The 19,069-nt window shown below is 55.4% G+C and carries 13 protein-coding genes; 5 read left to right on the plus strand and 8 right to left on the minus strand.

Going from position 1 to position 19,069, the window contains the following annotated elements:
- Positions 1 to 64: 64 nt before the first annotated feature.
- Positions 65 to 1,063 (minus strand): epoxyqueuosine reductase, encoded by a 999-nt coding sequence (locus C4520_18100; GenBank protein ID RJP16658.1) that lies wholly within the window; start codon positions 1,061 to 1,063, stop codon positions 65 to 67.
- Positions 1,060 to 1,650 (minus strand): TetR/AcrR family transcriptional regulator, encoded by a 591-nt coding sequence (locus C4520_18105; protein ID RJP16659.1) that lies wholly within the window; start codon positions 1,648 to 1,650, stop codon positions 1,060 to 1,062. The genes C4520_18100 and C4520_18105 overlap by 4 nt, the downstream gene beginning before the upstream one ends.
- Before the next feature lie 338 nt (positions 1,651 to 1,988).
- On the opposite strand from C4520_18105, the gene C4520_18110 reads away from it, so the two are divergent.
- From C4520_18110 to C4520_18120, 3 genes are read left to right on the plus strand one after another with little or no spacing between them, the layout of a single operon-like run.
- Positions 1,989 to 3,125, plus strand: coding sequence for an efflux RND transporter periplasmic adaptor subunit (locus tag C4520_18110; GenBank protein RJP16660.1), 1,137 nt, complete (start codon positions 1,989 to 1,991; stop codon positions 3,123 to 3,125).
- Positions 3,122 to 6,196: an efflux RND transporter permease subunit gene (locus C4520_18115; protein RJP16661.1), complete on the plus strand. Its 3,075-nt coding sequence runs from the start codon at positions 3,122 to 3,124 to the stop codon at positions 6,194 to 6,196. The genes C4520_18110 and C4520_18115 overlap by 4 nt, the downstream gene beginning before the upstream one ends.
- Position 6,197: 1 nt before the next feature.
- Positions 6,198 to 6,488: a transcriptional regulator gene (locus tag C4520_18120; GenBank protein ID RJP16662.1), complete on the plus strand. Its 291-nt coding sequence runs from the start codon at positions 6,198 to 6,200 to the stop codon at positions 6,486 to 6,488.
- A gap of 230 nt (positions 6,489 to 6,718) precedes the next feature.
- Here C4520_18120 and C4520_18125 read toward each other — a convergent pair whose 3' ends face one another.
- The 3 genes from C4520_18125 to C4520_18135 all read right to left on the minus strand — a co-directional run bounded on the left by C4520_18125 (position 6,719) and on the right by C4520_18135 (position 11,794).
- Complete coding sequence (locus tag C4520_18125; protein ID RJP16663.1) at positions 6,719 to 9,211, minus strand: hypothetical protein; 2,493 nt, start codon at positions 9,209 to 9,211, stop codon at positions 6,719 to 6,721.
- A 429-nt stretch (positions 9,212 to 9,640) separates the two neighbouring features.
- Positions 9,641 to 10,546 (minus strand): YihY/virulence factor BrkB family protein, encoded by a 906-nt coding sequence (locus C4520_18130; GenBank protein ID RJP16664.1) that lies wholly within the window; start codon positions 10,544 to 10,546, stop codon positions 9,641 to 9,643.
- Between the two features lie 111 nt (positions 10,547 to 10,657).
- On the minus strand, positions 10,658 to 11,794 hold the full coding sequence (locus C4520_18135) for an FAD-binding oxidoreductase (protein ID RJP16665.1): 1,137 nt from the start codon (positions 11,792 to 11,794) through the stop codon (positions 10,658 to 10,660).
- A 165-nt stretch (positions 11,795 to 11,959) separates the two neighbouring features.
- Here C4520_18135 and C4520_18140 point away from each other — a divergent pair, with 165 nt between their 5' ends.
- Positions 11,960 to 14,407 (plus strand): hypothetical protein, encoded by a 2,448-nt coding sequence (locus C4520_18140; protein ID RJP16666.1) that lies wholly within the window; start codon positions 11,960 to 11,962, stop codon positions 14,405 to 14,407.
- Here the strand turns inward: C4520_18140 and C4520_18145 are convergent.
- From C4520_18145 to C4520_18155, 3 genes are all read right to left on the minus strand, one after another.
- Positions 14,385 to 15,440, minus strand: a complete 1,056-nt coding sequence (locus tag C4520_18145; GenBank protein ID RJP16667.1) for a gfo/Idh/MocA family oxidoreductase — start codon at positions 15,438 to 15,440, stop codon at positions 14,385 to 14,387. The two genes, C4520_18140 and C4520_18145, sit on opposite strands and share 23 nt — an antisense overlap.
- Complete coding sequence (locus tag C4520_18150; protein RJP16668.1) at positions 15,440 to 16,918, minus strand: glycosyltransferase; 1,479 nt, start codon at positions 16,916 to 16,918, stop codon at positions 15,440 to 15,442. Before C4520_18150 ends, C4520_18145 begins: the two co-directional genes overlap by 1 nt.
- Before the next feature lie 589 nt (positions 16,919 to 17,507).
- Complete coding sequence (locus C4520_18155; GenBank protein ID RJP16669.1) at positions 17,508 to 18,398, minus strand: DUF1559 domain-containing protein; 891 nt, start codon at positions 18,396 to 18,398, stop codon at positions 17,508 to 17,510.
- A 129-nt stretch (positions 18,399 to 18,527) separates the two neighbouring features.
- Between C4520_18155 and C4520_18160 the strand changes: the two genes are divergently transcribed.
- Entirely contained in the window at positions 18,528 to 18,791 is a 264-nt protein-coding gene (locus C4520_18160; GenBank protein RJP16670.1) for a hypothetical protein, read from the plus strand.
- Positions 18,792 to 19,069 lie beyond the last annotated feature (278 nt).

Genomic DNA, 19,069 nt, shown 5'->3' on the forward strand with positions numbered 1-19,069 from the left:
CGAAGAAAGATTTCTCACAATCTCTTTCTAGCAAAAGAGTTCGACGATGTCCACTACTTTTTAACTAAAACTCATCAACCAAATTGGAGAAGAACCACATTTTGTAGCGACGCTTTCGCTCCTCCTTATCGGCGACGCATATGATCTGGCAGTTGCCGCAGGTGAGGCCGATCCGCTTGTCGAGCAGCGGGCTGTAAAAGCCGCCATCGAGCGTCGGCCGGCGCCGGTACGCCTCCACCCCGCGCGCCAGAGCTCCCATGAATTCCTCATCGGTCTCGGGTATCGGGAGCCTGCCGGGCGACCACGTGGACCACTTGCCGGATGGATGAAGGCCGGTGAAGCCGCCGCAAACGTATTCGCACCGGTGGTAGCTGCGGCGCTTTGAGTAGACATGCTCTTTGCCCCCGAGTGTCACGCGGGATTCTTCCTCAGGGTCCATCAGGCCGGACGCGCACGAGGCAATGCACAGGCGGCAGCCGTCACAGTAGTTCTCCTCTGCAGGCAGCGGCGGAGTTGCCTCCAATTGCGCGCTCGTTACCACTCCGCCGAGCACGATCGCGGCTCCTTCCTTCTTCCTGAGCACGTTGCCGGACAACCCGAAGGAAGCCACGCCCGATGCGACCGCGAGATACCTGAGCGAGATGTCGGGAATCAGATCGAACGCGCCCGCCGGAGAGGCATCCGTCCGATAAAAATTGTTTGAATTCAAAGGGCGGGAATGGTAACCGCGTTGTTCCAGATAGCTCGAGAGCTCGAACGCGATTCCGCTGGAAAGAACATGCGCATGAATGTGGTCGTGTTGATAGGAGCGCCGGTCTTTCTTGGCGAGAAACGGCTTGATCAGGCTCTGGTCGAGGGCGACGGCAAAGCTGATGGCCGATTTCGCATCCGGAAGAACATAGCTGATATCGGCGGTAGGCGGGCCGCCAGCGAGAGTATCTCGAGTTGCTATCCCCGCAGCGCAGGCTAGTCCCTCGCATGTCACAAAATCAATAACTATCCGGGTAAGATCTTCCACCTCAATTCTCCTTTCTGATAGCTGCCGTTCGCCGGCGAGAATCATGCATGGTCTTTATCTTCCCCGAACAAACGACGCAGCATTTCAATGTTTTTCTGAAAAATCTCAGGGTCTCTGTGGGTCTTCCGCAGGAGAAATGATCCCTGAATCAACGCGATCGCGAAATCGGCGATTTCGTCCGAGGGCAGGTTCTGCGGGAAATCACCCGATTTCATGCCTTCCTCGAGGCACTGCGTCAGACGCCGGGAGATGCTACGGAAGAAATCGCTGAGCTTCTGGCGGAATGGCTCGTGAATACAACTCATCTCGAGGGCCAGATTACCGAAAGGGCAGCCGAATTCGCCTTCCTTCGAGCATCCGAGCAGGCTCACCCGGTCAAGCAGAGCGTTTATGCGTTCGCGCGCGCTCAACTTTCGATCGTCGAGTGACGGATTGAGAACAAACTCATACCATTGGCTCATCCTCCGCTCAAGCACCTCGAATCCGAGTTGCTCTTTGCTTTGGAAATGGTAGTAGAAATTGTTCCGGAAAACGGCGGATTTTTCGAGGATATCCTGCACGCTCGTGTTGTTGTACCCCTTGGCGTGGAAAAGCCTTGCCGCTGTAAAGACGAGTTTTTTTCTTGCGCTCATCCGCACCTCCCGTTTGGACCATTCAGTCCAAACATCATAGCCCCCCGATGGCTCGATGTCAAGAAGAAAACAGGGTGCGATCCGGTCGGGGGGAACATCTTTTTTTAGCGGGGCGGGGACTCCGAAATATCGGGTTTTCCCCAGTGGCCGAATCCGGCTGCACGCCAGAATGCTCGTTCGGTGTACCGCTGAAGAAAATATGATACAATAATGCCCGCTTATCCGGGGGTCACCCGCGGAAAATTACGAATGGCCGGCGCGAGGATTTATAACGCGACACAGCCGGCGGCAAAGACATGTATGTCGATCAGGTTGCCAAAATCAAGGAATGGTGAGCCGTGAAATGGATTAGCCGATTCATTGTGATCTGCGCACTGGCTGGAACAAGTTGCAACCAGAGAGCGATGACAGCGGAGGATGATGCGGAAGCGAGAGCTGTTCCTGTTACCGTGGAGAAGGCGGCAAAGAAAACAATGACGCGGCAGCTTTCCGCGACAGGCAGCATTTTGGCTTTTGCCGATGCCGCGGTCGTTTCTGAAGTTGCGGGAGTCATAGAGGATTTGCCGATCGAGAAGGGGCAGGAGGTCAAGAAGGGCCAGATGGTAGCGATTGTTGAACATGCGGAAGCATCGGCCCGCGTCCTGGAGGCCGAGGCGGCTTTGCAGGCGGCTCAGGCGCAGGTTCTACAGGCCGAGGCGAAGCTGCGCAATGTGGAGGTGGAACATTCCCGCGTCTCGACGTTGTTTGCGGACGGTGTTGCGTCTCAACAAATGCTTGATGCAATCGATGCGAATCGCGATGTCGCCGCTGCCGCAAAGGAGATGGCCGTCGCGCAGGTGGCGCAGGCGGGGGCGGCATTACAGCACGTGCGCGTGTATCTGGAGAATCACACCGTCTGTTCCCCAATGGAGGGGGTTGTCACCGCCCGATACGTTGATGCGGGTGACAAGAATAATCCTTCGGAGCCCATTATTTCGATCGCCCGAATGGATCCCGTGAAGGTGGTTTGCGATTTTCCCGAGCGCGACCTCCCATTTCTGAAGTGCGGTCAAGTGGCATATCTCGAAGTGGATGCCTATCCGGCCGAGCGATTCCCTGCGGAAGTGAAGATTGTTTCTCCCAGCATGGATTCGTCAGCACGCACCGTTGCCGTAGAATTGTGGGCGCCGAATGGGGAAGGCCGATTACGTGCCGGAATGTTTGCCCGGGTGGTCGTTTTGGGCGAGGAGGTGGAGGTGCTCGCCGTACCCGATGATGCACTGACCCGCATTCCCGGCACCGGTGTTGAATTTCTCTTTGTGATTGACGACTCCACGGCGCGGCGTGTCGATGTTCAGCGTGGGCGTCATTCAGGCGGCTGGACCGAGGTCTCAGGGGCACTTGCCCCAGCGGATCTTGTGGTCGTCGAAGGACAGAACAACCTCAGGTCCGGCGCCTCCGTCCGGATCGTGTCGGACATGGAGTCGCAGCCGTGAATTTACCCGAAATCGCAGTCAGGAGGCCGACTACCGTACTCATGGCTTTTTTAGCCGTGCTTTTGGTCGGCATGGTCGCTGTTTTTCGACTTCAGATCGACCTGTTCCCGGAGGTGGAGACCCCCGCGATCAGCATCCTGACGCTGTATCGCGGCGCGAATGCGAGCGACGTCGAATCAGACATCACGAAGTATATTGAAGACGCGATGAGCGGCGTCAACAATCTGGAAGATATCATGTCGCTCTCGAAGGACAATCTGTCGCTCGTTACGCTGCGGTTTGCCTGGGGCAGCGATCTGGACGTAGCCTCCAATGATGTGCGCGACGAGCTCGACATGGTCAAACGCGAGCTGCCGGCAGACATCGAGGAGCCGATGCTGTTCAAGTTCAGCAGCGCGACCGCGCCCATTTTCTTCTTCAGCGTCAATGCCACCGAGAGCTATCCCCAACTCTACCGAATCTGCGACGACATCATCGGCGACCGGCTGAGGCGGATTCCGGGCGTCGGCGGCGTGTGGCTGGAAGGCGGCCTCGAGCGCCAGATCAACATCGAGTTTGAAAATGAGCGGCTGAACGCGTATTCGCTTTCAGTGGACCGAATCGCCCAGATTCTGAGCGCCGAGAACATTAATCTGCCGGTCGGCGAGGTGAAACTCGGACGCAGGACGTATCAGGTTCGGATACCCGGCCGCTTCGAGAAAGTGGAGGAGATCGCCTCGACCGTTGTCGGCGGATCCGGCAACGCGCTCGTGCGCCTGCGCGATGTCGCGACAGTGACCGACGACTTCAAGGAATCGATTCAGAATGTGTGGGGCGACGGCAAGCCGGGCCTGATGATGATTGTCCAGCGGCAGATCGGAGCGAACCGCGTGGAGATCATCCGTCAGATCAGACGAGAGCTCGAAGAGATGAAGAGCGAGCTGCCGTCGGACATAACCACGACCGTGATCATAGACGACTCGAGAACCATCACCAACTCGATCAGGAATCTGACGTATGCCGCAATCAACGGAGCCGTGCTGGTTGTGATCGTCAGCATTTTGTTTTTGCGCAGGTGGCGGTCGAGCCTTATTATCGTTCTCACGATTCCGGTTTCGCTCATTGTCGCTTTCATTTTCCTGTTTTTCTTTCGGTATACGATCAATGTGGTGTCGCTGGTAAGCATGGCTATTGCCACCGGCATGGTCGTGGACAACGCAATTGTGATTCTCGAGAATGTAACGCGCCATATCGATGCAGGTGAGCGGCCTTCGGTCGCGTCGGTGATCGGATCGAGCGAGGTCGCTCTCGCGGTTTCGGCCTCGACACTCACAACCGTTGTCGTTTTCCTTCCGCTCATGTTCGTCGGCGGGATCAGCGGCATCATCTTCAAGCAGCTTGCCGCGATCGTCACGATCACGCTGCTTGCCTCGCTTATCACATCGCTCACGCTTACGCCGATGCTGTGCTCGCGGCTGCTGGCCCGGCGCGAAGCGGGCGCCGGCGAGACCTTTTTTCAACGGATCGAGAACGGCTATTCGCGCCTGCTCGGTCTGGCGCTTGCTCATAGAATGACGGTGGTAGGGGTTGCCATAACGCTGGTGGTTCTGTGCGCGGTTGTCATCTATGCCGGCCTGATCGGGACCGACTTTTTTGCCGAAGTCGATACGGGTGATCTGAACATTGCAGTCGAACTTCCGGTCGATTCCAGGTTGGAGGCGACTTCCGAGGTGGTATCGAAGATGATGAAAATCGTGAGCGAGCACGGACCGGAAGTCGATCATTATTACGGCATGTGCGGGCAGAGCGAGTACGGGATCGCGACTGCGCTCGGGTTCAAAGAGGGGCGTCATATCGGGGTCGGCGGAATCAAGCTGGTCGAAAAGGAAAAACGGAATCGTTCGGCCAAAGAGATAGCCAACGTGCTCCGGGAGAAATTCGCGCAGATACCGGGCGTGGCAAAGCTGTCGGTCAGGGCTGAAAGCCCGATGTCGTCGGCGGCGAAAGGAACGGGGGGCAAGGCGATCAGCATCGAGATCCTCGGCCATGATTTTCAAGAGACGACGCGGCTCGCATCCGAGATACAACAAATCGTCTCGCGCATTCCCGGGGCAGTGGATGTTACCACGAGTCGGAGCAGCGACAGACCGGAGATCTGGGTGGACGTCGATCGCCAAAAGGCGGCTTCGCTCGGTCTGAACATGGGCGCCGTCGCCGCAACGTTGCGAACGAACATCTTTGGGCGGGCCGCCGCCGAATACCGCGATGCCGGTGAAGATTATGATATCTTCCTGAGGCTGGTGGAGGATAGACGTTCCTCCATCGAAGACATCGGCGAGATATCCATAGCATCTGCCATGGGTATCCCGGTAAAACTGAAAAATATCGCCACGATCGCGAGGGAATCTGGCCCAATAGAGATCGAGCGGCTGAACCGGCAGCGAGTGGTGAAGGTGGAGGCCTCGAATTACGGCCGATCGCTGGGTGATGTGACCGGCGATATCCGGCGGGAACTGGCAAAACTGGAACTGCCGCCCGGCATTTCCATTTCATACGGCGGTGAGGTGGAGGAGCAGCAAAAGGCCTTTCGAGACCTTACGCTCCTCCTTCTGCTCGGCATCGTCCTGGTGTACATGGTGATGGCGTCGCAGTTCGAGTCGCTTCTCGATCCGTTTATCATCATGTTCTCCGTGCCCTTCGCATTTGTCGGCGTGATTGCGGCCTTTCTCTTGACCCGTGTGACGCTGAGCCTGATGTCGTTTATCGGAACCATCATGCTTATGGGTATAGTGGTCAACAACGCAATCATCCTCGTGGACTATATCAATCTGCTTCGGGCCCGCGGTCTTGAGTTTTCCGACGCGGTGAAGACGGCGGCCAAGACGCGACTGCGCCCGGTTCTGATGACCACGATTACAACGCTGCTCGGCATAATTCCGATGGCGCTTGCAAGCAAGGAAGGCTCGGAGATATACCAGCCGCTCGGGATCACCGTCATCGGCGGGCTTGCCCTTTCCACCCTTGTAACGCTTGTCGTGGTACCCGTCATCTACTCAATTTTCCATCAGAGGGATGTCGATAGGCGGCAATAAAATGAAACTGGCCTTTATCATATACGGCAATGCCATAGATCCGGACGTCGCCGAAGTGCTTGAAAACCTCGGGCTGCAGAGCTATACGAAATGGAGTGAGGTTATTGGAAAAGGGAAGACAAGCGGCCCGCGACTGGGAAGCCATGTGTGGCCGGGAATCAATTCAATGATGATGCTTGCGATCGGCGACGAACATGTCGCCCCCCTTGCCGATGCTCTCAAGGTGCTCAAAGAGCGGTTTTCTCATGAAGGGCTGAAGCTGTACGTCCTTCCCGTGGATCAGGCGCTTTAGCGGAGCCAGTTGAGGAGCGGCAGCCTGAAATAGAGAAGCGAAAACGACGGCTCCAATGGAGATCGGCGCTCCTGCCGAGCAGAATTCAGCGACCTGAATCGCCTTTCCTGACGCCCCGGAATTTTTAAGATCTCACATCCGGTATTCGGAACCAGAGTCATCGTTTCCGCTAAAATATAATTTGTACCTCCAAAGTCAATTCGGCAAGTGCCTCCAAAAAAATTTTTCGATTACCATTCTTCCAGCGATTTCCAACGCGGCGGCGCATCCTCGTGCCCTTTCTTCAGCCGGCTGCGGCGCCAGGACAAGATCGAGGCTCGGCTCAGCCAACCGAGGGAGAGAAATGAGCAGCCGTAGCAAACGAAGCCGGTCCAGAAAGCGGAACCGATGGTCCAGTTCATGGATATGGCGATTGCAAGCACCGACGCGGTTACCGACGTCGTCCCGTTAATGGCCCAGAACCATGGCGTAACTTCCTTCCACTTATCCGCAGCGACTTTGATCCCGATGGGAAATGCCATGCCCAGAAAGAGTCCCAGCGGGATGAGACCGGCAATAGCGCTGAGGATGCGAATCGGCGTTGGTGAACCTTCGAACGCGTCAATGAAATGAGGGGTCGCCAGGCCGTAGGTGATGAGGATCAGCAACAGGAGGAACAGAATCTGAACGTATAGGGGTCTTTGGTTCTGCAGCTTTTCAGTCAGATAACTGCCGACGCCGCTGGACAGGAGGAGAGAGAAAAGCACGATCGAGAGGCCATATGTCGGGTGGCCCAGAAAGATAATCATCCTCTGCATCTGCGAGATTTCGATCAGCATAAAGCCGAAGCCGATTCCCGCGAAGTAGATGAAGAGCGGCAGCGATCCCGCGAGACTTGTTCCGTTCCGCTTCAGCAGGAGCGGCAACACGAGGAACAGCAGCGTGAGTATGAGCACGAGGATCAGCAACTCGGCCAGGACGAAGACCGCTTCCATATTGAAGCGCACGTTGCCTTGCTCCCAGAGTTCGGGATTGAAGGCATCCCGGATGCGGAGCATATTGAAAAAGAATGGATCGTCATCGGTCGGGGGCGTGATGTCCAGCGGATATGCCTCGGCGACCGGTTCGATATTTTTGGCCGAAACGATCTGGGTAAAGAACGGATCAACCGCCGACCTGGGACTGAAGACGACCTCGAATCCCATTGCGCCGGCGGTGGCTTCAATTGTCTCCAACTGAGCGTTCGTAAAGTCGCGCCTGCTCACAAGCAGCGTTCCGATCCCGTCGGGATTCATGGCGGATCCGTTAAGCATCCTCCGAACGATCACCATGTGATTGCGGGGCCTCGTAACCCCCAACTGTCGTAATGAAGCCGCCGCCAGAGAGCTCAGCCGGTACATTTCGCCCGGCATGAAGCGGTGGTACCATCTTGAGACGGTCAAGATGCCATCCGGCGAAAGATGTTTGAGGAATACGTTCCACGCTTCGACCGTGTACAACGAATTTTCCGACAGCACGAATGCCCCCGCGGACGTTGCCGCCCACGTGTCGATCAGCGACAATTGTATGATGTCGAATGATTTCTTCTGTCTGGTGACCCAGCTGCGGGCCTCGTCCGATACGAACGTCACTCGGGGATTCTGATCGAGATGACCGGTAAACGCGCCGAACCGGTCATTGACTGCGGATACTATCGCATCGTTCATTTCGATGCCTGTGACCGACTTCTGTTTGAAAACCAGAGCCGAAAGGATGTCGCGGCCCCCGCCGGCCCCGATCACCAGCACGTCTGAGTCGGGCCGCGCATAATGGGCGAGATTTGTGATGTCGTACCGCAGGTATTCCAGATCGCCAAGATCTCCGTCAAAGCCGGTCAAGACGGTGCCCGCCGCGTTATCGATCTCCAATTTCAACTCTTTTGTCGTTTGATCCGGAGGACACGCGGGGCTGAGTCCCCATCCGAACGGCTGTCTGTTCGCGTGCGGATTCCCCGAGACCGTAATGCGGGAGAACGAGTTCCAGCGCTCGTATAGATAAGCTGCGGGCTCGCGATGTCCTTTCGCCCATTTCAGCTTCAGCACCGGTATCTCCCGATACGATAGATAGGTATGCCAGAATACAAAGAGCAACAGCAACAGACTGCAGACCGCGCCGACAAGCTTCAGCTTGAACATCTTCGCTTCGGCGGCAAACATGAAACTCGCCATACATCCAAAAAAAGCAACCGCCACAGCCGCCGTCGGCGCATCCACTATCTCGAGCACCTGAATTAGAACGATGCATCCGGCCGCCGATCCAATGAGGTCGGCGGCATAGAGCCTGCTCACCTGTTTCGTGAACTTGGTGAGCGCGATGCAGACACAGACGCCGCTGAAAAAAAATGGAATTGAAGCGGTTATGTAAGTGAAAGCGAGGGAATGAAATCCGATTCCGTCACCATTTTTCATCGACGGCAGGTCCAACTGCAAGAGAAAACTCAGGAATATCGAGATCGCGTACAGGAAAGAGAAGGCGGAGAGATTACTCTTTGCTCTTTCTTCCCTGAAAAATCTGGGAAGCAGATAAACCAGGATGGCGCCGGCCGACATGCCGAATATCGCAATCGATATCGCCATGAAGGCAAAATGGTACCACATGGTAACACTGTAGATACGAGTGAGAAGAACCTCGTACATCAGTGTGGAGAACGTAATGAGGAATAATCCCGCGTAAATCCGTTTCCCGAGGTTCATAGCCGGCTTCATTGAGCACTCCCTTCCGGGGAACTGACCATCTGCGTAAGAGCCGCCGTAGCCTGTCCGAAAACTGTGGGTGAATTTGACAGGTACAGAGCTTGCTCGGGTTGGTTTAAGGCGGTTTACGGAGGTGAGTGCGGAAACGTGTAGACGCAGATTCTGAAGGGCAAAACATAAGAGACCCGCTTACGTCCCTACGTGCCCTGCCTCCCTGCGATGGATTACATCCTACAAATGAGGTAACGGAAACATATCATGTTTTACGCGTTTTGGCAAGTGATTTCCGCAAACAATAAAGGTCTCTCTTGGTATTTACCAGCGAAGTGTGAACATTCTTTTCTTCTCGGTTTTATGGACGAGCCTTCTTAGACAGCCTTTAAGCCATTGATATCAAAGGCTTTACCTCTCCGGCAATTTGCGTTCTCGATGGATTGGCTTTCAGGCGGCTTTCCTCTCTTGCTCGTCCCTCTCTTTTCTCACGAAATACGCATCATCGGCCGGCTCGATTTTTCGGCCGTACCGCCTCGCGTAGACCTGCGTCATCTCGGCGCCCAGAAGGAATATCTGCGCCGAGTAATAAATCCACACCAGAAGGAGCAGGGCGGCTCCCGCGACGCCGTACGTCGAGGAGAACGATTTACTGCCGAGGTACAGTCCGAGCAGGAACTGCCCAACGGCAAAAAGAATCGCGATCGCAGCAGCGCCTATCCATACGTCTTTCCATGCTATCTTAACGTCCGGCACCACCTTCAATATAAGGGCAAACAGCGGTATCAGAATGATGAAGGAGCCGAAGAAATTAACAAGCTGCCAGAACCAGCCGGGAAGCGGAAGCACCCCCTCGAAATAAGAGGTAAGCGACCAGAGAACCGATGAAGCGACCATCAGGGCAATCAAAAGTATTCCGATCGATATGACCATGGCAACTGCAACAAGGCGGTCTTTCACCGTCCCCATGATCCCTCGCTCAGGCTTTCGGCGTACCTCCCAGATCACATTCAGAGCATACTGAAGCTGGACAAACAACGTCGATGCGCCAAAGAGGAGCGCAGCCACTCCAAGCGCCGTTGCTATAATCCCGCCGGAGGTATTGCTTGCGCCGGCGATCATCGATTCTATGACTTGCGCTCCCTGTTGACCAACCACACCCTCTATCTGGCTCATCAACTGACCCTGCGCCGCCTGCTCGCCCAAAACAAATCCTGCGATTGCGATCGCAATCAGGAATAGCGGGGCGATCGCGAAAATGGCGTAGTATGCAAGCGCGGCGGCCATAACGGGAACTTTGTCCCTGCTCCATTCAGAAAAAGTCTGCTTAAAAAAAGATCCTACGGATTTGAACATGGTTCTTCCCGCCTTTTTATTAAATTTATGCAATAAATATCACCAAGACAGTATTGCTCGAAAACGAAGAGTGCGCCAGAAGAAGTGGCGCTGCTTTACGGAAAGGAAGATTCAGGAAAGAAACCGGTCAAATTGTAAAGGGACCAGATCGACGCCGTCGCAACTTTTGAGCGCCGGCTCGGTAACAAGTGCGGCGACGATTTTGCCGGTCATCGGAGAATGCATGACGCCGTGCCCGCTGAAGCCGCAAGCGAAAGAGAATCCTTCAGGTTCGCCCGCGGGCCCCAGGATGGCGGCGCGGTCAGGTGTCATACTGCGCAAGCCAGCCCATCCCCTCATGATCCGGGTCGATTCGAGGGCCGGCAGCCGGTTGAGCGCGCGTTCGGCCAAAATTTCGGCACTTCGCCAATCCACAACCAGGTTGTCTGCGCCGCATTCGTCCATTTCTGCAATACTCATCAATAGTCCGCCGCTCTCCGGGCGGAAGTAAAAGGGCGGGTTTCGGTCGAAATAGAATGGCGCATCATTCCGGACGGCGGCAGTAGGCGCGGAGATGAATATCTGCCGTTTTACCGTCACGATCGGCACGCGCACGGCGGCCATGCGCGCAACGTCGGCGGCCAGCGGCCCGGCCGAATCGACTACAATGCGCGTGGAGACAAGGCCCGCAGGTGTTCTGACGCCCTCTATTTTGCCTGAGTGGACAACCAGATCGATTGCCGGCGTGTTCGTGACAAAGTCGACGCCCAACCGCCGAGCGGCGGCGGCATATCCCTGAATGACGCCGTGCGGATCGAAATAACCGTCGCCGGGAGTGAACAGCGCGCCAAGCAGATCGGTGCTCACCAGTCCTGGGATCAGGTGAGTCAGTTCCGTTGGCGCGAGCATCCGGGAATGCACTTTCAGCTCCGCAAGGCCTCGGTGCATGCCTTCCAGCACCGCGAGATCCTCGGGCGTTCCCGCCGTCTGTATGCAGCCGCTCTGCCGCAGGTCGATATCGGTCTCAAACCGATCTTCGAATTCGAGGAGCGCCTGAAGGCTTGCCCGGCTGAGCTGCCGGTTGACCGGTTCCGAAAAATGGTGGTAGATAATTCCAGCGCTCGCCGCCGACGAGCCCATCCCCAGCAGAGGCTCTTTCTCAAGGAGGATGATCTTCCCGATGCCGTTCTTAGCCAGATGGCAGGCGACGCTGACGCCTGCAATCCCGCCGCCGACAACAACCGCGTCCGCTATGCGTCCCATTTTCATATTGCTGCAATCCTCTGCATATATAATATAGACTGATTTTTCCCCGTCCGTTGCCTTGGCGGCCTTTCCGCAATAAGGCCTAAATGTATGATATAATTATTTTTGGCTTTTTTAAGCCGCCTCATGCGTAGTGGATGAGGTAGGTGAAGAACGTATAAGAGGAAGATGAAAACAAACGAGAACGCGTTTACCTTCAAAAAGAAAAATTCCTGGTTCTCCCCACTCCTGACGCCGACACTGCTGAGCCTGCTCGTCCTTTTCTTCTTTGCGCTGATTTTCTGGTGGACTCACGTTCAGCAAACCCAGGCGCAAAACAGGATCATTGCGGGATCGAACGCGGACATGTACGTTTACCACCTGCCGGTGCGCGAGTTTGCCTTCAGCAGCCTGAGCGACGGCTCGATCCCCCTTTATAATCCCTATACCAACTGCGGGATGCCATTCCTGGCGACATACCAGGCGGCGCTGTTTTACCCGCTGAATTTTCCGCACCTGTTCCTTGAGCCCGCCCGCGCCCTGAGCCTGATTTATTTGTTGCATATCTTCCTCGCGGGTGCTTTCATGTTTTTCTGGATGCGCGAGCTGCGCGTATCCGAAACGGCGGCAACATTTTCCGGCGCCGCCTACATGTTCTGCTGGTTCGTGGTCTATATTCTCACCTGGCCTCACATCGTGCTCACGCATGTGTGGATTCCACTTGTGTTCCTCTTGATTCACCGGGCATTCAGCCGCGGGCGCGTCCTCGACATGATCCTGCTGAGCGCCGCTGTCGCCTCGCAGTTTCTCGCCGGCTATATGCAGGGCTTCGTCTATACGCTGTACGGCGCCTTCGCGTATCTCCTGTATCTTACCGTAATCAAGCTTGAGCAGGCGAAGCCGGGCGCGGTCGCAGTGGGCCGCTCATTCCTTGTGTGTCTGCTCGGATTGACAGTCGCTCCGGCACTGCTTTCGGCCATCCAGTGGATTCCGACGTTTCAGCTCTCGACCCTGAGCACCAGGCCGCCGGGCGGATTGTCGCTTGCGGCCCTGCTGCCGGGCGGTTCGCTGTATCCCTCAATGTTCTTGGCAGCGATTATAAATCCCGACTCTTACAAATGGCAACAGTACACGCTGTACCCGGGAGTCGTTGCGCTGCTTCTGGCGGTGTTCGCGTTTGTTCAGCGCGAGCGGTGGCGTGAGACTTTCTTTTTCGCCGTCCTTGCGGTCGTAGCGTCTCTAATCGCGTTCGGCATGCACACTCCTCTGTTTCGGTTATACATGCTTTTGCCGACCGGCGACTGGTTCCGGTTGCCGAATCGGTTATTGATTCTGACTGCTTTCTCTATCGCGACTCTGGCTGGCATCGGGTGCAGCTATCTTATTGATAACGTTCTTCAACAACCGCCTCAAAGCGCACGAACTTCTGTGAGGCTGGGCATCTTCGTTGCTCTGGCGGCTCTGCTCCTCCTGCTGATTCCGAAAGCGGCGGGCGTGTACATTTTCGTTCTGCTCATTGGTTGTCTGCTTGCCGTGCGCGCGCGCTCCGCGGCGCCGGCGGGGATGCTGGCAATCGTGTTGGTGGCATTGGACCTTCTCCTTTACGTCTCGAACCCGGTCACCTATCCCTGGATCACTCCGCAGGTTTTTCCGGAGTTGACGGAGGCAAAGCAGGTTTTGAAGGAGAAAATCGGAACCGACCGCGTCCATATCTTCCATGTGAAGAACGATTGGAAGAACTATCTTCTCAACTCCAACTTCGGCATGATCGAGCGAATTCGAGAAACTGCCGGCTATGAATCGCTCTCGCTGCAACGATTCGCCGAGTTCTGCTCGTTTATGGAAACAGGTGGCCAGCCGTCGTACGACCTTCCCTTTACCGGCTCGGTCCAATGGAATTCGGAAGCAATTCACCCGCACATGTTAAACCTGCTGGGCGCCCGCTATATTATCGAGGATCCCGGAAGAGACCTGTATCCGGAGTCGAAACCGAAAAACAGACTGCCGAAATCGTTCAAGTTGAAGAAGGTGTATTCGGGCGACGTTAATATATATGAGAATTCCGATGCACTGCCGCGCGCATTTTTTACAACTCAAATCGAGGTGGTCCCGGACAAGTATGCCGCCCTCCAGCGGCTCGCCGATCCGGCGTTCGATTATAGAAATACGATTCTTCTGGAAGAACAGCCTCAGTCACAGGCGCCTCTCGAGGGCGAGAAGAAAAGGGCCGACGTGCTTGTCGAGCAGAAGGACAGGCAAACGGTCCAGCTTGTCGTGGATGCGCCTGCGGCGGGATTCGTGTTTTTGGACGACATGTATCTGCCGGGATGGCGGGTAACGGTGGACGCGCGCGAGGTGGAGCCATATCGTGCCGATTATCTATTCATCGCTATTCCTGTGGAGGCTGGGAAACATGTCATCGAGGTGCAGTACCTGCCCGCGGGCTACCGCGTGGGGAAATGGATCAGCATTATCTCGATCACGCTATTTGCATTCCTGCTCGCGTACGACCTGGCGCGCCGCCGCGCAAAAAGCATGGCGCCGTGGGAGCCGGAAACAAAGGTGCCAACGCTGACCGGGAGAAAAAAGGCGCTGCCCTCGGCGGGAGTCCGCGTTAAGAAACAAGGTCGGGGTTGACCGCGGCCTGCTTATCATCGGAGGCGTAGGTCGAGAGAGCAAACTGCATCACTTTGATGGCTTCCTCGCTCGAGAGGCGGGGAGCGACGCCATCGAGGAGGCAGTCGATGAAGTGGCGGTTCGACTGCTTGAAGCCATCCTCCCATTCCGCCGCGATTCCGTGAAATTCGCGCGTTTCGCCGTTCCGATACATGATAAGGGCGGGCAGATCCATCAGCCGGCCGGTACAGCGGGTTATCCAGATGATGCCGCGAGAGCCGGTAATTTCGAAGCGCTCCTCGCAGTTGTAGTACTTCGTCTTGATGTGCATGTCATTCGCATGCACGCACTCCATCACGCCGTACACCTGGCCCGATTTGTACTTCCACATGACGGTGGCGGGCGCATCGGCGAAATAATCCCGATTCTCGATGAAGGCCGATACTTTTTCGACGTCGCCGCCGAGATAAAAGGCGGTCGCGAATTTGTGGTGCATGTCGTCGAGCATGTTTCCGCCGCCGCTGCGCCTGGTGTCGAAACGCCACGCCCAGGCGCTTGGATCGACGCTCCAGCCGCAGTCCATGCTGCCGACCGTCGTGCGAACCCGTATCATCGCGAGCGGGCCGATCTCGCCCGCGTCAATCAGCTCACGCGCCTTCACGATGGGCGGATAAAAAACGTAGGGGTCGTTCACCCGCAGCAGAACATTCGCCTCTTGCGCGGCGTCAGTCATCTGGCGGCATTCGGCGACAGTGCAGGCCATCGGTTTCTGAACGGAAATATGTTTTTTTGACCGGGCCGCGTCGATCGCCATCCTGCAGTGAAGATCGTGCGGAGTGATGATCTCAACCGCATCCACCTCCTTATCCTGCAGCAGGTCGCGGTAATCATGATACACCTTTCCCGCCCGCCACTGCTTCGCCTTTGTTTCGGCCTTCTCTTTATCGGAATCGCAGACGGCGGCGATCTCGACCCGCTCGTCTTCGAGGTAGCCCCACACCGTGAGGTCTGAGATCTGGCCGCAGCCGATGACGCCTATCTTCACCCGTTCCATTAGCGGGCACCTCCGCGCTCATTCCTGAGTTCTCGCACAAAATTGCTCGCCGACTCGCGCCACTTCGACAGTTTCAGCTTTCGGAATGCGACGGCGGTCATCTTCAACAAGAGCCACCCATGCTTGAAGCGTTCGATCTTGATGTCGCCATACGTGCGTGCGCGGTAGCGGATCGGTATCTCGACCATCCTTAATCCGAGGCGCGACGCGCCGAACAAAAGATCGAAATCGCCGAACGGATCGAAATCGCCGAAGTAGGAGCGGTTATCCTCGATCCGCTTGTAATCCTTTTTGAAGAAAACCTTCGTGCCGCACAGCGTATCGGTGATGCGCTGCTCGAGCAGCCACGTGAACGCGTAACTGAACAGCTTGTTCGCGATCACGTTCAGCAGCCTCATCGCCTCTTTCTCCATCGGATAGACGAGCCGCGAACCGTTCACGAAATCGGCGGTCCCTTCAGCCAATGGAATGTAAAATTTCGGCAGGTCTTCGGGCGGCACCGTGAGGTCGGAATCGAGAATCATGAAAATATCACCCTCGGCGGCATCGAACCCGATTCGCATCGCGTCGGCCTTCCCAACCGCCGGCTTCTGCTGAAGGAGTTTTATCCGGCGCCTGCCCTCGTACCGCGCGATCATCTCCTTGATCTTCTCGACGGTGCCGTCGGTCGATTCGCCGTCAACAAAAACCAGCTCCGTCATTGACCCCATCTGAGGCGTGCGTTCGACGCAGCCCTCGATGTTACCCGCTTCGTTTCGAGTCGGAATGATGATCGAGCACGAGTAGTCCCTGCGCGCGCGCGGGATTGCTAGCGGGCGGATCTCCAGCACCTCGAGCAGGCAGAAATGGTGCAGGCCCGGTATCTTCACCAAAAACTCGTTGGCGAGCGTTGAAAGGGCCGGAATCTTCTTCGGCACGAGCAAGTGGAATTCCTCGCGGACGACTTCGAATCCCGTCAAGTGCAACAGATTCTTCAGGTCCTGAAACGCAAGCCAATTCTGGTGTTGTTGGGGCATCTTCAAGCCGGCCTTTTCGCCAAACTTCAGCACCGGCTCCCAGAAATAATTGTATTGGGTGACGACGACGCTCGTATCCGCTCGGCAAACCTTCTTGAGCTCGGTGAACGCCTGCCAGATGTCCGACAGGAATCCGATCAGGTCCGAAAGGATGACGTAATCGAATTTCTCGTCGATGTGGAGCGCCTCGGCGTCGCCCTGCCGGAATTCAAGGTGCGGGTACTTGCGCCGCGCAACCTCGAGCATTCCGTTGCTCAGATCAATCCCGACACCGCGCTGAGGTCTGACGCTGTTCAGAATGTCGCCCGTCCCGCACCCGATCTCGAGAACCGATTTGCGAGGAGGAATCATGCACGAGCAGATACGCTCGAGCTCGGCATAATAATAGCGGTTCTTGCTTTTCCAGGAATCGCGCTCCGGCGCAAGCGTATCGAAGCGACTGGCCAGCTTCTGTTTATCCATCCGGTAAATGTCCTCTTCTTGGCATGTCTCATTATTATATGTGGAATCTTCGGCCATTTCAACGGCGGAAACCGAGGGGGGAGCATGACTGCGGCTCAGGACGGGCTGAGAGACGGCATCCGCAGATGAAATCGGATCTACGCTTGTTCTCTTCTCCCTTATGGGAAGACTGAAGTGAGGGAGAAAATAACGACATAAATTCATTGGTGTCCAAGATAATCTGAATAGCGTCTGGAAAGAAAAAATCCTTTTTATTTAGAGATTCTTGTCGGTGGGAAAATGAGCTTCATCTGGTAATCTCGAAAGCAGAACACTATCTTGGACAAGAGTGACATAAATTCAGGGTGATAAGATAGCAATAGGACTGAGCAACAGGCTTTCTCCCGCGACTGTATCGCCTGCAGCACTTTATGCAGCGCGCAGCACAGCCCTGCCTGAGGCGGGATCAATTAGCAATCACTGATTCTGCTGCAAAACCTCTTTTGGTAGGGCCGAATTCATTCGGCCGGTCTTGAATGTGCGAGTAAATTCGCATTTACCACGCAGAATTGAAATCAAAAATGGACCTTTGCAGCAGAATCAATCAGTGTTACGGGCAATATGTCAGTTCCTTGTCCCGGAGACCGCCATTGAGAGCGGCATATATGGAAGATACGGGAAAGCGGGAGCTTTGCTTATCATACCGCCTGAACTCGACGTGTCCATCGAGGTGCAGCACATTTATTCCCGCGGGAACGTGGTTGAACGAACTGATATCGGTCGCCACCTGGTCCCACAGGATCGGGATGGAGCCGGCGCCCCCGGACGAAAGCGCCTGGTTGAGATCGACAAGCAGATAGCGGTCGACGCCCGCCCTCAGCCGATAAATCGTTTGTCCGCCGGCGTTGCCGGACCCGGCGAAACCGAACGAGGCCACGTCGCCATTCATGTCGCGCCAGCCGTCGCAACTCGCCACGCTGATCGGCATGACCGAATCCAGCCAGGTGTACATCGCCAATCCGGCGAGCGCCTCGCTGTCGTTTGTGAGCATGTAACCGACATAAACGTAGCTCAAGGCGCCGACGCAATCGGGATGAGTTGAGCCGGCGGCAAATGGGCGGGCTGAGCTGTCGAACGAGCCGTCAGAAAGGGTGGTGTCCACCGTCAGACGGAAATTTCGCTTGGAGTCGTATTCGGGATCCGACGGACAAGCCATGATCGAGACGTCCGACAAATATTCGGGATAGAGAGCATTGGCGTCCCACATGAAACGCGTTTCGTGATTGTCCGGCGGCGGCATTCTATCCCGATTCTCAGTGGCGTACATCCCAAGGACAATGCCTATCTGCTTCAAATTGTTCACGCAACTGACGCGATGAGCGGTCTCTTTTGCCTTAGCGAGCGCCGGCAGCAGGATCGAAGCTAATATGCCGATAATGGCTATTACCACCAGCAGCTCGACAAGCGTAAAGCCCTTGCTGTCACGAATCAATGTGTTCACAACTTTTCTCCTTCGCCCACATTTTGACCTTCTTGTTTAACAGGCTGATGCCCTCAATAAAGTACGGGCACATTTCAAAGAAAACAGAGTCGAACAACGGGAGAGGAACCAAGTGCAAAGTCCCGCCTGATGCTGACAACCTTTGCCGCAAAAAAAGGTCGCACCGGCGCCCCCCTCGGGAGCATGAGGAAGCACTCTGTCCGCATCCATCAAGCATGGAGCTATCGTAATGTACAGAGCAAAATGAATGCCATGCCTCTCCTATGTCTTTACTCCTGTATTTACAAAGGCTTGCAGATGAAATCGAGAAGCGGACGCAATGAAAAAATCGTAATCGGCAATAACGTCCATGGCCTATTCATAACCCTCTCCTTTCTAAGCACTTACGGCTAAAAAATGGGGACAGAGCCTATTTTTTAATCATAACTCCTTGTTAAACAATATGTTATGATATCAGCCAGGTAATTGTACCTTTGCCCTCTTTACCCGAACCGCACGCTGTCTTATGTCAGGCGACAGTCACACCACGCCAAACCATGGATACCGGCGAAGTAACTAATTGGGTTTCTTTAACTTACAAAAAATAAATAGGCTCTGTGAGACTGTCCGACGATTAAAGTTGTTGAACTATAGTTCAAGATATTAATTTATGGTTGACAATAGCCTCTTTT

The organism is Candidatus Abyssobacteria bacterium SURF_5, assembly GCA_003598085.1.
Lineage (GTDB): Bacteria > Abyssobacteria > SURF-5 > SURF-5 > SURF-5 > SURF-5.